This is a genomic window from Jeotgalibacillus campisalis (genome assembly GCF_000829515.1).
Lineage (GTDB): Bacteria > Bacillota > Bacilli > Bacillales > Jeotgalibacillaceae > Jeotgalibacillus > Jeotgalibacillus campisalis.
Genome location: NZ_JXRR01000014.1, coordinates 704541 through 717434, shown reverse-complemented (window position 1 = coordinate 717434; position 12894 = coordinate 704541). Strand labels below are relative to the sequence as shown.

Below are 12894 nucleotides of genomic sequence, written 5' to 3'. Positions count from 1 at the left end.
TTCTAATGAGGAAGGGGCTATATCATGGGAAAATCAAAACGTGTAGCAGTATTAGGTGCTGGCAGCTGGGGAACAGCTTTGGCTCTTGTACTGGGAGACAATGATCATGAAGTAAGACTTTGGACTCACAATCCATCTCAGGCGAATTTAATCAATCAGACGAGAAAGAATGATCGGTATCTTCCGGGGACGCTTCTGCCTGATAGGCTTACCGCTTATTCAGACCTTTCTGCAGCTATTCAAGATACAGAGCTGATCGTTTTTGCTGTACCAACCAAAGCCATGAGAGAAGTTGCTCATAAAGTAGAGGAAGTTAATACAGGTCCTAAAACAGTCGTTCACGTAAGCAAAGGCATTGAACCGGATACTCACTTGCGAATCTCTCAAATCATTGAACAAATCCTTTCACCTGAGACCATGAAAGATCTTGTCGTTCTTTCCGGACCCAGTCATGCTGAAGAAGTCGTAAAAAGACATCCGACAACAGTGACTTCTTCCTCGCATAATTTAAAAGCAGCTCAGGAAGTTCAGGATTTATTTATGAATAAGAATTTCAGAGTATACACTAACTCTGATGTTGTCGGAGTTGAAATTGGAGCAGCGCTGAAAAACATTATTGCCCTTGCAGCAGGCATAACGGATGGCCTTGGATATGGGGATAATGCAAAAGCAGCTTTAATAACAAGAGGTCTGGCAGAAATTGCGCGGCTGGGTACGACACTCGGAGCCAACCCGTTAACATTCTCTGGACTCACAGGGATAGGGGACTTGATTGTTACATGTACAAGTGTCCACTCCAGAAATTGGCGCGCAGGAAATATGCTCGGCAAAGGAAAAAAACTCGACGAAGTACTTGATGAGATGGGAATGGTTGTAGAAGGTGTACGAACCACCAAAGCAGCCTACCAATTAGCTCACAAATATGAGGTATCGATGCCGATCACACAAGCTCTTCACCGTGTCTTATTCCATGATGTTGAGCCAAAGGAAGCAGTTGACCAGCTTATGTCAAGAATGAAAACGCATGAAATGGAAGACTTAGTGGATATACTGGGCGAGCAGCAGGAAACTGAGGGGGATTGACTCTCAGTTTTTTTCCTTGCTTATATTTATGAACGTTTTAAGAAAGATTATTTCTAAGCAGTTGGTTTAGCGCTTATTATGCTATACTTTTGAGCAAATGACTGTGGTAATGCTGTCAATGTGCAGCTGAAGGAGTGAATCGTATGACTGCTTTGACTAAGATGTGGATTTCGTTTGGATCTATGGGTTTTATGTTTTTTTCAATTATTACTATTTATTTCAGCCGATACAAACTATCTAATAAGTTCTTAAAATTTTTCACCGCTCTAATTGCGTATGTTTTAATGATTCTTGCTGGATTAATCATGATTTTTGTTGTTTTCAGCGGTCCTACTTTATAGTGTTGGTAAGAAGGAGAGTGCTTCATGAAAAAGGGTGTACTAACAGCATCCATTTTTCTTGTCTTTTTGCTTCAGGGATGTATGTATCCTTCTCAGGAAAAGTCTGAGAATGAAATTCCATACGAAGATCAGATTCAAAATGTGCAAGAAGCAGTGGATAGTTTTCAAGAAGAATCAGGCGGTTTATTGCCTATAAAAACGTTGGATGAGAATACTCCTATCTATCAGAAGTATTTAATTGATTTTTCCAAGATAAAGCCTAGATATATCGATCAGCTGCCAGGGAATGCATATGAAAATGGAGGTGTGTTTCAATATCTTCTGTTAGATGTTGAAGAAGATCCGACTGTTCATATTTTTGATTTGCGTATTGCTGAAGAAATAAGATCTCTTCAAATTAAAATTCAAGCGAATCGGGGGATTCCCTTTGAAGCTGCTTTAGGGGGTAAATATTACTCCATAAACTTCGAAAAGCTTGGGTATAAAGAAGATCCTACTGTTCAAAGTCCTTTTACAAATAAAGAACTGCCTATTATTGCTGATGGAAGCGGAACAATTTATGTTGACTATCTGACTGATCTTTATCAGATTGCTCAGGAAAATGAAATAAATTTGGAAACGATTGAGCTTGAAGATGTGAGGGGAATCCTTCATGAAGAATCTTCTTTTGTCCCTGCTTACTCTCCTGTGTATGAGGTTAATCAAGATAACGAAATAACGTATTCCTCTTCTTAAATAAGAGCTGAATTCATTCGAATGAAAAATCCGAGTGAAAATCAGCTCTTTTTTTGTTCTGAAATATGCATGTCCTAAATACACTAATTATGCGAAGAACGTTCGAAAAGAGGGGGCGCTTTAATGGAGAAACAAAATGTGTTCGAACATATAGCTGAACGTACTGGCGGAGATATTTATATAGGTGTAGTGGGAGCTGTGCGTACTGGTAAATCTACATTTATAAAAAAAATGATGGAGTTGGCTGTTATCCCTCATATCACAAATGAGGCGGAAAGAAACAGAGCTCAGGATGAATTGCCGCAAAGTTCAGCAGGCAGAACGATTATGACGACTGAACCAAAGTTTGTTCCAAATCAAGCGGTTCGCATACAAGTTGTTGATGGTCTTGAAGTGAATATCAGGCTTGTTGATTGCGTTGGATACACGATACCTGGAGCCAAGGGACACGAAGATGAATATGGCCCGCGTATGGTTCATACACCATGGTACGAAGAACCAATTCCTTTTCATGAAGCAGCTGAAGTTGGAACAAGGAAAGTGATCCAGGATCACTCAACCATTGGAGTACTTATGACGACAGATGGAACCATCGGTGAAATTCCAAGAGAAAGCTACGTAGATGCAGAGGAACGTATTGTTGCTGAACTAAAAGAAGTAGGCAAGCCATTTATCATGGTATTAAACAGTGCCAGACCACATCAGTCAGAAACCGACCATCTGCGCAAAGAACTTCAGGTAAAATACGATATACCAGTAATCGCACTCAGTGTAGAAAGTATGAGAGAATCAGATGTCCTGATGATCTTAAGAGAAGCATTATATGAGTTCCCGGTTCTAGAAGTTAACGTAAATTTACCTAGCTGGGTAATGGTGTTAGATGAACGGCACTGGCTTCGTGAGCACTTTCAGGAAGCGGTGACAGAGGTTATTCATGATATAAAAAGATTGAGGGATGTAGACCGCGTTGTCAGGCAGTTTGAGGAGTTTGAACACGTTCAGGAGGCGAATTTAGCCGGCATGAACATGGGGCAGGGAGTCGCAAGCATTGATCTTCGGGCGGCAGACCATTTATTTGAAGATATTTTGCATGAAATGATTGGGGAAAGAGTTTCAACAAAAGATCATTTTTTAGAATTGATCCAGGATTACTCGCATGCTAAAAAAGAGTATGATCAATTTGCGGACGCATTGAAAATGGTCAGACAGACAGGTTACGGCATTGCTGCACCCGTTCTGTCAGATATGAGCCTGGATGAACCCGAAATTATTCGTCACGGGGCCAGGTTTGGCGTCAGATTAAAAGCGGTGGCACCATCCATTCACATGATAAAAGTGGATGTTGAGTCTGAGTTTTCTCCAATTATAGGAACGGAAAAGCAAAGTGAGGAGCTAGTACACTATTTAATGCAGGATTTTGAAGATGATCCACTTTCTATATGGAGTTCGGATATTTTTGGCAGAAGCTTAAGTTCGATTGTACGGGAGGGAATCCAGGCCAAACTGGCTATCATGCCTGAAAATGCACGTTACAAGCTAAAAGAAACACTTGAAAGAGTCATCAATGAAGGTTCAGGCGGTATGATTGCCATTATTCTTTAACCCCTTCTCAGCTCCAGGTCGAGCAGCGCGTATTAGCATATAAAACAAAGTAATTAGACTTGTTGTCAAATCGTTCAAACTACTTAATATGCTAATACGAAAGAAAATGAGAATAAGAACCAAAAAATTATGTTAAAGTCTGAAGACAGCCTGTAAAAAGGCTGTCTTTATGCGTTTTTACGTAAAAAACCTCTTGCCAAGAAGAGATTTCCATTAAATATTCATTTATTCTTGCTTATGTTTTTTTTATATGATAATCTTTTAACAGAATTGATCTTAAACATTGATTCTATGGGCTTTGCTGGGATTCTTATTTAAGAATTACGTATGATTAAGTTGAAAAATGTTAATAAATGCAATAAAACTTGCCCATGTACGATTTCCATTGGGAGGAGGTGATTGGTGTGAACAAGACAGAACTTATCAACGCAGTAGCAGAATCAGCTGAACTTTCTAAGAAAGATGCAACAAAAGCTGTGGATGCTGTATTCGATTCAGTTCAAGACGCTCTTGCAAAGGGAGACAAAGTGCAATTAATCGGCTTTGGTAACTTTGAAGTACGTGAGCGTGCTGCTCGTAAAGGCCGCAATCCTCAAACTGGTCAAGAAATCGAGATTGCAGCAAGTAAAGTTCCTGCATTCAAACCAGGTAAAGCGCTTAAGGATGCTGTAAAATAAGTACATACCTTTTGCGTAAGATGAAACCGCACATTATGTGCGGTTTTTTATTATGCTGAGGAAAACACTGCTTTTTTATCTTATTGTTCCAACGAATCATACGATCGTTGACCCTTTCTTATTATTCTGCATCTTCAGCATTCCACAGTAATGTTTAAAGCTATGTGTCTTGGGCGTGCTGTTTGAAAAGACTGTGCCTGAAGAAGAGGAATGAATGAATGTCTTGTTAAAAAATAAACGCTTCAGGGATAAGCTTTTTTATATGATCCATTGAAGAATGCAACTTTAAGAACTTGACTTTGCGCATATTCACTCGATTATGCTAATATGAAGAGAATTCAATTATGTTCGGCATCATGTGCAACAGAAGTAGGAGGATCTGAAGATGGATCAAAATAGCAAAGATCAATCAGTTATGACAGTTAATGAAGAAAAAAATAAAGTTAATCGGCCTCAAATTGAAGCAGCAATTCGAATGCTGCTTGAAGCAGTGGGGGAAGACCCAAATAGAGAAGGTCTGCTCGATACACCTAAAAGAGTAGCGAAAATGTATGAAGAACTGTTTGAAGGTCTTCACAAAGATCCAAGAGAATATTTCAAGACGGTATTCAATGAAGATCATGAGGAACTGGTTTTTGTTAAAGATATCCCGTTCTATTCAATGTGTGAGCATCATCTTATCCCGTTTTTTGGCAAAGCGCACGTAGCTTATCTTCCCAAAGAAGGAAGAGTAACCGGTTTAAGTAAATTAGCACGCGCGGTTGAAACTACAGCCCGCAAACCTCAGCTTCAAGAACGCATCACATCGACTGTAGCAGATTCTATAATGGAAATGCTGTCTCCGCACGGGGCAATGGTTATTGTAGAAGCTGAGCATATGTGCATGACAATGCGCGGTGTAAAAAAGCCGGGCGCAATGACAATTACAACTGCTGCAAGAGGGGTGTTTGAAAACGATGCTATCAGACGCAATGAGGTTCTTGCCCTAATGAAAAACATTTAATTCAATACCCTAAGGATGAGGAGAGATTTAGTATGTCATCTGAAAAAGATTTTATAACGATTAAGGCATTAGAAGATGGAGTAAATGTGATCGGACTTACAAGAGGGACAGATACTAAGTTTCACCATTCAGAGAAACTTGACCAGGGTGAAGTAATGATTGCTCAGTTTACTGAACACACATCCGCAGTCAAAATCAGAGGCAAAGCTTCTATCCTCACATCGCATGGAGAAATAGTAAGCGACACAAAAAAATAACTAGTTTATAGAGAATCAGGTCGGCACAGTGAGCAATCTCTGGCTGACTTTTTCCTGTTAAATGAAGATAATCAGTAAAGTTATGTGCGAATGTTCATCAAGCCGGTGCAATAACACCATGAAGATTGTATATGATATAATAGTCATATCACCTTATTTATGAGCATGTGTGATAGAAATAACACACACTTAAATACATATGTTTTAAAAGGAGCATTTGGATGCTTATCAAGCAGGCAGAATGGAAGCGGGGAGAAAGAGATGAATAAACAAAAAAGCAGCCGCTGGATGGAAGAAACCCTTCAGTATATTAAAGAACAACTTCATCATTCATACCTCCATAATGCAATCGGAGCTCCCGAAATAGATGAAAAAAGACTATCGCTACTCCTCCTTCCATTCCAAATAACAGGTTCCTACTCTGAATTGGATAAAGCTTATGTGTCAACTGCCATGCTGATTCAAACAGCACTTGACACTCATGAAAAAGTATCTGTACAGGAAACGGATTCTCTGAAACATCGTCAGCTGACCGTGTTAGCCGGAGACTTCTATAGCGGTCTATATTATCGTATATTAGCTCAAATTCCTGATATTCCTCTAATCAGAAGGATTGCACATGCTATACAGGAAATTAATGAGCATAAAATTGACATTACGTCTAAAAAACTGGATAAGGTTGAAGATATTCTGTTTAGTCTTATGAAAATTGAAAGTGCCATCATTACACAGGTTTTTGCTCATAGAGGCTTTGATAAATATATCTCCCTTGCTGAAGACCTGCTGGTATTAAATCGATTGGCGCGTGAGAAGGATCAGTTTTCGTCTGATGAACATTCTATCTTTTTTCAGCAGTTAGCCAAAATTTCATCATCTGCACCTCAGATGTACCATAACGATGATCTCGATACTCACTATAATCTTTTTACTCAAACAAAAAATCAGATCGCTTCGAAAATAAAAGAGTTGGAGATCCCTTTTGAATCTCTAAAAGGAAGTGTATTTATTCCTTTTTTTGAAGCAGCCGTTCAGCCTAAAATTTACGTAGAGGAAGGGTAATTATGCAGCCTTCAAAAGAACAGAGAGTTCATAATGTCTTTGAAAAAATATATGGTCAATACGATAAAATGAATTCCGTTATCTCATTTCAGCAGCATGTGAAATGGCGAAATTATACGATGAAACGGATGAGTATACAAAAAGGTTCCACAGCATTGGACGTATGCTGCGGAACCGCAGACTGGACAATCTCTATTGCCAGGGAAACGGGCACTGAAGGAAAAGTTATTGGACTTGATTTCAGCAAAAATATGCTCAAAGTAGGTCATGAGAAAGTTCAGCCCTATCCCCAAATAACATTAGTGCACGGAAATGCTATGGAACTGCCATACGAAGACAATTCTTTTGATTATGTAACGATAGGTTTTGGATTAAGAAATGTCCCGGATTATCTGCAGGTGCTAAAGGAAATGAATCGTGTGCTTAAGCCTGGTGGTATGGCTGTATGCTTAGAAACCTCTCAGCCTACTATACCTGTATTTAAGCAGGGTTATTACTTGTATTTCCGATTTATCATGCCTTTATTCGGAAAAATATTCGCTAAAAGCTTCCAGGAATACTCATGGCTGCAGGAATCAGCCAAAGATTTTCCAGGAATGCAGGAGCTGGCTCAATTATTCCATCAAGCAGGTTTTGGATCAATAGAGTACAAAGGGTTCAGTGGTGGAGCGGCAGCCATGCATATAGGATATAAAAAAGCATAAAGCCGTGAAAAAAAGACAGCTAGGGTGAAAAGAATGAAACTCAAGATGCTGTATTCGTTTTTGAAAACGGATATTGATGAAATTGAAAAAGAATTAAATCTAGCGATCGAATCCGATACAGCCTTATTAAAAGATGCATCTTTGCACCTTCTTCAGGCTGGCGGGAAAAGAATACGGCCTGTATTTGTCCTGCTGTCAGCCAAAACGGGTGATTACGACATTCACGTGATTAAAAATGTAGCAGTGACGCTGGAGCTTATACATATGGCCTCATTAGTTCATGATGATGTTATTGATGATGCGGAATTGAGAAGAGGAAGAACTACTATAAAAGCGCAGTGGGATAATCAGGTAGCGATGTATACAGGAGACTATATGTTTGCCCGTGCATTAGACTATATGACAATTATAGAAGAGCCTATAGCTCACCGGATCTTATCAAATGCAATTGTGGAGCTGTGCATTGGCGAAATTGCTCAAATAGAAGATAAGTACCGTTTTAACCAAAACTTACGTGATTATTTAAGAAGAATAAAAAGAAAAACTGCTTTATTGATTGCTGTCAGCTGTCAGTTAGGGGCAGTAGCCGGGAAGGTTCCTGAGGAAGTACATACCAGGTTATATCGTTTTGGTTATTACGTTGGCATGGCCTATCAAATTACGGACGATATTTTAGACTTCACTTCCTCAGAAGAAGAATTGGGTAAACCTGCAGGCGGTGACTTATTGCAGGGGAATATCACTCTGCCCGTGCTTTATGCCCTTAAAAATGAAGAGTTGGCGCCAAAGATTAAAAAGGTGCATGAATATACGCAAAAAGAAGAGATGTCCTTATTAATTAATGAAATTCTCGCCACAGATGCGATTCAAAAATCAGCACAGCTAAGCCAGCTTTATCTTAAAAAGGCATTGAAAGAACTTGACGCTTTGCCGCCATCTAAAGCAAAAAAATCGCTGAGAGATATTGCGCTATTTATTGGAAAAAGAAAGTATTAAATCGGAATGAAAACGTTGCCAAAATGTTTGGGGAATGGTACTCTTTTAAAGGGTCCCATACGACTCACCTTACATAAATGGGGGAATGGAACGTGGAGAAAACATTTTTAATGGTTAAACCGGATGGTGTGCAAAGAGGATTAATAGGGGAAGTTGTAAATCGTTTTGAAAAAAAGGGATTTAAGCTTTCTGCAGCAAAGCTAATGGTTATTTCTGAAGACCTTGCAAAGCAGCATTACGGAGAACACGCAGAGCGGCCATTTTTTGGTGAACTTGTTGACTTTATTACTTCCGGACCAGTATTTGCAATGATCTGGGAAGGCGAAGATGTGGTAAAAACCGCACGTCACATGATGGGTTCTACAAAGCCAAGCGAAGCAGCTCTTGGAACCATTCGCGGTGATCTTGGACTGACAGTTGGTAAGAATATAATTCATGGTTCTGATTCCTTAGAAAGTGCAGGACGAGAAATAGAGTTGTTTTTTGGCAGTTCCACTGAAATTTCTTACGACAAGCCAGTAGAACAATGGATTTATTAAAAGCGCCTATCGGTGCTTTTTTTTATTTGGCTGCTGCACGTTCATTTCCTTAATTCATTTTCAAAGGAAAAATAAATATGTATTATTTTATGTACTTCAAAGCGGCAGACGTAACCAGCCTTGTCGAATCAGATAAAAGGATTGCCATACTGCCCCTGAATTTTCTATAATTTAATTAAGCTGCAGGGAGAGATGGGAGTTGAAACATGTCAAAAGATTACTACGACTTTATTGAGTCAGTGAATAAAAAAACCGGTATAGACTTATCTCTATATAAAGAAGCACAAATGAAGCGTCGGCTGACTTCACTCTACGAAAAAAAGGGGTATTCTTCGTTTTCAGACTTTTACAGTTCACTAAATAAAAATGAAAAATTGTTAAAGGAATTTTTGGACAGGATGACGATTAATGTTTCAGAATTTTACCGCAACGCAAAAAGATGGGAAGTGTTGGAGAAGAGAATACTTCCAGAATTAATTAAAGATAAACATAAAGTTAAAGTTTGGAGCGCCGCTTGCTCAACAGGGGAAGAACCCTATTCACTTGCCATGATATTGTTAAATCTTCTTCCTCCCGCGGCTTTTTCCATCGTTGCTACAGACATTGATGAATTGGCTTTAGAAAAGGCACATGCCGGTTTATATTCAGAACGCGCATTAGCTGAAGTGCCTCTTACTATGAAGAAAAGGCATTTTATCGAACAGGGTGCTTATTATAAAGTTTCTGACACCATTCGAAATTGTGTAAAATTTAAGCAGCAAAATTTACTTAAAGATTCGTTTGAATCTCAATTTGATTTAATCGTTTGCAGGAATGTGATGATTTACTTTACTGAGGAAGCGAAGGATTTGCTGTATCAAAAATTCAGCAATGCACTTAGAAAAGATGGCATATTATTTGTAGGCAGCACGGAACAAATATTTAATGCTTCTAAATATAATTTGGTTTCAGAGGATACTTTTTTTTACAGAAAAATGTAATGTAGAAGTAAATGTAAGTGTTCGGATGCACACTTGCGATACAGGAACAGATCAATTCTATTCTTTAAAGTTAACCCCCTCTGAATACGAGCATAAATCATAGCGCTGCTTATAATGTCAATTAGCTGGCCAATGAGCTAATGCTCAACATTTGTTTGTTATTATACGGCAGAATCAGAATTATAAAAGTTCGGGTTATTGACTACATATAGGTTAAAAAGTATGATATAGTGTATCAAAATTGCTTTAGCGAGTTGAAGGGAGAAAGTGAAATGAGATATTTAACTGCAGGAGAATCACATGGACCCCAATTAACAACCATTATTGAAGGACTTCCGGCAGGCTTGCTGCTTGCCTCAGAAGATATAAATAAACATTTAACAAGACGGCAAAAAGGCTATGGCCGCGGGAGAAGAATGCAAATTGAGACGGATCAGGCTCAAATTCAAAGTGGAATCAGACATGGCAAGACGCTCGGTTCTCCCGTTGCGTTAGTAGTAGAAAACAAGGACTGGAAACATTGGACAAAAATTATGGGAGCAGAATCTTTGTCAGAGGATGAAGCAGAGGAAGTTAAAAGAAAAGTGACCCGCCCGCGTCCCGGTCATGCAGACTTAAATGGAGGCATTAAATACGGTCACAGAGATATGCGCAATGTTTTGGAACGCTCTTCCGCAAGAGAAACTACCGTCAGAGTAGCAGCTGGTGCAGTCGCACAAAAGCTGCTTGAGGAACTAGGCATTAATGTCTCATGCCATGTAAAAGAAATTGGCGGGGTAAGAGCAAATACGGATGATCTTCATTCCGTTGAAGAAATTCGCCGCCGAGCAGAAAACAGTGAAGTCCGCTGTGTTGATCCTGAAGCATCAGAAAAAATGAAAGAAGCAATTGACCTGGCAAAGAAAAAAGGCGACACAATCGGCGGTGTAGTTGAAGTAGTGATAGAGGGGGTTCCAGCAGGAGTTGGAAGCTATGTTCACTATGATCGTAAGCTTGATGCCAAAATTGCAGCTGCCATTATGAGCATAAATGCTTTTAAAGGAGTCGAATTCGGCATGGGATTCGAAATGGCAAAGCGTTTCGGAAGTCAGGTTCACGATGAAATTGCCTGGTCAGAAGAAAGTGGATATACAAGAAAAACGAACCGCTTAGGGGGTTTTGAAGGGGGTATGACGACTGGAATGCCAATTGTCGTCAGAGGTGTCATGAAACCCATTCCAACGTTATATAAACCACTAGAAAGTGTTGATATAGAAACGAAGCAGCCGTTTACCGCAAGCATAGAACGATCTGACAGCTGTGCTGTTCCTGCGGCTGCAGTAGTAGCAGAAGCCGTTGTAGCGTGGGAAGTAGCCGCCGCTTTAGTTGAACAGTTTGAAAGCGACCGCATGGACCATTTTATTCATAGGATCAATGACTACCGTGACTATGCAAAGGGATTTTAAATGAAGACAATAACAATTCAGACTGATCACTCTGTGTATCCGGTTGTTTTGGGTGAAGATGCAATAGAAAAGCTAGATGACATTGTCAATCAATTAACACCCGTCGTGACTTCGATATTGCTGATTGCAGATGAAACCGTTTATAAGCTGCATAAGAACTATATAGCTTCCGGCTTGCCTGAAAGAATAAAACGATCAACTTTTCTGACTCCGGCTGGAGAAAAAGCAAAATCGTTTGAGGTTTATCAGAATGCCATTGGTTTTGCTCTTGAGGAAGGTCTTGATCGCCATTCCCTTGTAATTGCGTGCGGAGGGGGAGCGACTGGCGATCTAGCTGGGTTTGTAGCGGCAACCTTCATGCGGGGAATCCGCCTTATCCAGCTTCCGACAACCATCCTTGCACATGACAGTGCTGTTGGCGGCAAGGTGGCTATTAATCATCCTTTAGGAAAAAATATGGTCGGAAGCTTTCATCAGCCGGCTGCAGTCATTTATGATATGAATTTTTTGCACTCCCTGCCGATTAGAGAAAGCCGGTCAGGCTTTGCAGAGGTAATCAAGCATGCAATTATTGCAGACCCAAAATGGCTTGATGAAATGATGGCTGATCTAGACAGCCTGGAGTCACTAGACAATGAGCTGCTTGAGAATTCTTTAAAAAAGGGAATTGAAATAAAGGCAGCGATCGTCGAAAAAGACGAGAAAGAGCTGGGTATCAGAGCGTATTTAAATTTTGGTCATACATATGGTCATGCGATTGAGACATGGGCAGGTTATGGGAAGTGGTCACATGGGGAGTCCATTATGGCAGGAATGGTATACTCGTTATATTTAAGTAAAAAACTAAAAAATCTTGAATTTGATCTGCTGAGATTTGTCCGGTGGATAAATAAGCTGGGATATACAGCCCAGCCTCCAGCCGAATCCCAATTTGACGAGCTGCTTCAGCTTATGTTAAAAGATAAAAAAACGGTCGGAAAAGAAGTTCGATTTGTTTTGCTAGAGAAAATAGGAAAACCGGTCATTCAAAAAATAGATACGAAAGAATTGGCAGCAGCAGACAAGATGATTCGAAGCGCTAAAGGAGAGATAAAATGATTAGAGGAATACGAGGAGCAACGACTATAACAGCTGATCAAGAAGAATTTGTTCTTGCTGCAACACAAAGGCTGTTAGAAGAAATGATAGAGAAAAATAAGGTGGACCCAGAAAGTGTGGCATCTGTTTTTATCTCCGTTACTCCGGATATTTCTTCTGCATTTCCGGCAAAAGCAATTCGACGATTTAAACACTGGCGGCATGTACCTGTGATGTGCATGCAGGAGATTCCAGTTGATGAAAGCTTGCCATTTTGTGTTAGAGTAATGATGCATGTAAATACAGTAAAACCACAAAAAGAGATTCATCACGTATATCAGGAAAAGGCAATTAAATTAAGACCGGATTTGACTATGGAAGATAAATCGTGATCGA

General features: G+C 39.7%; 15 protein-coding genes. All 15 read left to right on the top strand.

Features of this window, described 5'->3' with window-relative positions:
- Nucleotides 1-24 precede the first annotated feature (24 nt).
- The 15 genes from KR50_RS10650 (at nucleotide 25) to aroH (ending at nucleotide 12890) form a co-directional block, all read left to right on the top strand.
- On the top strand, nucleotides 25-1083 hold the full coding sequence (locus KR50_RS10650) for an NAD(P)H-dependent glycerol-3-phosphate dehydrogenase (RefSeq protein WP_041058029.1): 1059 nt from the start codon (nucleotides 25-27) through the stop codon (nucleotides 1081-1083).
- Nucleotides 1084-1226: 143 nt separating this feature from the next.
- On the top strand, nucleotides 1227-1424 hold the full coding sequence (locus KR50_RS10645; protein WP_041058027.1) for a DUF2768 domain-containing protein: 198 nt from the start codon (nucleotides 1227-1229) through the stop codon (nucleotides 1422-1424).
- A 24-nt stretch (nucleotides 1425-1448) separates the two neighbouring features.
- Complete coding sequence (locus tag KR50_RS10640; protein WP_041058025.1) at nucleotides 1449-2159, top strand: hypothetical protein; 711 nt, start codon at nucleotides 1449-1451, stop codon at nucleotides 2157-2159.
- A 123-nt stretch (nucleotides 2160-2282) separates the two neighbouring features.
- Entirely contained in the window at nucleotides 2283-3761 is a 1479-nt protein-coding gene (gene spoIVA, locus KR50_RS10635) for a stage IV sporulation protein A (protein ID WP_041058023.1), read from the top strand.
- Nucleotides 3762-4165: 404 nt separating this feature from the next.
- Nucleotides 4166-4438, top strand: a complete 273-nt coding sequence (locus KR50_RS10630; RefSeq protein WP_041058022.1) for an HU family DNA-binding protein — start codon at nucleotides 4166-4168, stop codon at nucleotides 4436-4438.
- A 385-nt stretch (nucleotides 4439-4823) separates the two neighbouring features.
- A complete protein-coding gene (gene folE, locus KR50_RS10625) occupies nucleotides 4824-5441 on the top strand; it encodes a GTP cyclohydrolase I FolE (protein ID WP_408606150.1) in 618 nt (205 codons plus the stop codon).
- A gap of 32 nt (nucleotides 5442-5473) precedes the next feature.
- Entirely contained in the window at nucleotides 5474-5698 is a 225-nt protein-coding gene (gene mtrB, locus KR50_RS10620) for a trp RNA-binding attenuation protein MtrB (RefSeq protein WP_041058020.1), read from the top strand.
- A 261-nt stretch (nucleotides 5699-5959) separates the two neighbouring features.
- A complete protein-coding gene (locus KR50_RS10615; protein WP_052476965.1) occupies nucleotides 5960-6757 on the top strand; it encodes a heptaprenyl diphosphate synthase component 1 in 798 nt (265 codons plus the stop codon).
- Nucleotides 6758-6759: 2 nt separating this feature from the next.
- Nucleotides 6760-7461 (top strand): demethylmenaquinone methyltransferase, encoded by a 702-nt coding sequence (locus KR50_RS10610; protein ID WP_041058018.1) that lies wholly within the window; start codon nucleotides 6760-6762, stop codon nucleotides 7459-7461.
- Between the two features lie 33 nt (nucleotides 7462-7494).
- Nucleotides 7495-8457 carry a heptaprenyl diphosphate synthase component II gene (hepT, locus tag KR50_RS10605; protein WP_041058017.1) on the top strand — a complete coding sequence of 321 codons (963 nt, stop codon included), beginning with the start codon at nucleotides 7495-7497 and terminating at the stop codon, nucleotides 8455-8457.
- 92 nt (nucleotides 8458-8549) lie between these two features.
- Nucleotides 8550-8996 carry a nucleoside-diphosphate kinase gene (ndk, locus tag KR50_RS10600; RefSeq protein WP_041058016.1) on the top strand — a complete coding sequence of 149 codons (447 nt, stop codon included), beginning with the start codon at nucleotides 8550-8552 and terminating at the stop codon, nucleotides 8994-8996.
- Between the two features lie 206 nt (nucleotides 8997-9202).
- A complete protein-coding gene (locus KR50_RS10595; RefSeq protein WP_041058014.1) occupies nucleotides 9203-9976 on the top strand; it encodes a CheR family methyltransferase in 774 nt (257 codons plus the stop codon).
- Nucleotides 9977-10248: 272 nt separating this feature from the next.
- On the top strand, nucleotides 10249-11421 hold the full coding sequence (gene aroC / locus KR50_RS10590) for a chorismate synthase (protein ID WP_041058012.1): 1173 nt from the start codon (nucleotides 10249-10251) through the stop codon (nucleotides 11419-11421).
- Nucleotides 11422-12519, top strand: a complete 1098-nt coding sequence (aroB, locus tag KR50_RS10585; RefSeq protein ID WP_041058010.1) for a 3-dehydroquinate synthase — start codon at nucleotides 11422-11424, stop codon at nucleotides 12517-12519.
- Nucleotides 12516-12890 carry a chorismate mutase gene (gene aroH, locus KR50_RS10580; protein WP_041058008.1) on the top strand — a complete coding sequence of 125 codons (375 nt, stop codon included), beginning with the start codon at nucleotides 12516-12518 and terminating at the stop codon, nucleotides 12888-12890. The genes aroB and aroH overlap by 4 nt, the downstream gene beginning before the upstream one ends.
- Nucleotides 12891-12894 lie beyond the last annotated feature (4 nt).

Excerpts from the sequence above, each read along its gene's own strand:
- KR50_RS10650 (WP_041058029.1), top strand. The coding sequence starts at position 25 with ATGGGAAAATCAAAACGTGTAGCAGTATTAGGTGCTGGCAGCTGGGGA.
- KR50_RS10645 (WP_041058027.1), top strand. The coding sequence starts at position 1,227 with ATGACTGCTTTGACTAAGATGTGGATTTCGTTTGGATCTATGGGTTTT.
- KR50_RS10640 (WP_041058025.1), top strand. The coding sequence starts at position 1,449 with ATGAAAAAGGGTGTACTAACAGCATCCATTTTTCTTGTCTTTTTGCTT.
- spoIVA (WP_041058023.1), top strand. The coding sequence starts at position 2,283 with ATGGAGAAACAAAATGTGTTCGAACATATAGCTGAACGTACTGGCGGA.
- folE (WP_408606150.1), top strand. The coding sequence starts at position 4,824 with ATGGATCAAAATAGCAAAGATCAATCAGTTATGACAGTTAATGAAGAA.
- mtrB (WP_041058020.1), top strand. The coding sequence starts at position 5,474 with ATGTCATCTGAAAAAGATTTTATAACGATTAAGGCATTAGAAGATGGA.
- KR50_RS10615 (WP_052476965.1), top strand. The coding sequence starts at position 5,960 with ATGAATAAACAAAAAAGCAGCCGCTGGATGGAAGAAACCCTTCAGTAT.
- KR50_RS10610 (WP_041058018.1), top strand. The coding sequence starts at position 6,760 with ATGCAGCCTTCAAAAGAACAGAGAGTTCATAATGTCTTTGAAAAAATA.
- hepT (WP_041058017.1), top strand. The coding sequence starts at position 7,495 with ATGAAACTCAAGATGCTGTATTCGTTTTTGAAAACGGATATTGATGAA.
- KR50_RS10595 (WP_041058014.1), top strand. The coding sequence starts at position 9,203 with ATGTCAAAAGATTACTACGACTTTATTGAGTCAGTGAATAAAAAAACC.
- aroC (WP_041058012.1), top strand. The coding sequence starts at position 10,249 with ATGAGATATTTAACTGCAGGAGAATCACATGGACCCCAATTAACAACC.
- aroB (WP_041058010.1), top strand. The coding sequence starts at position 11,422 with ATGAAGACAATAACAATTCAGACTGATCACTCTGTGTATCCGGTTGTT.
- aroH (WP_041058008.1), top strand. The coding sequence starts at position 12,516 with ATGATTAGAGGAATACGAGGAGCAACGACTATAACAGCTGATCAAGAA.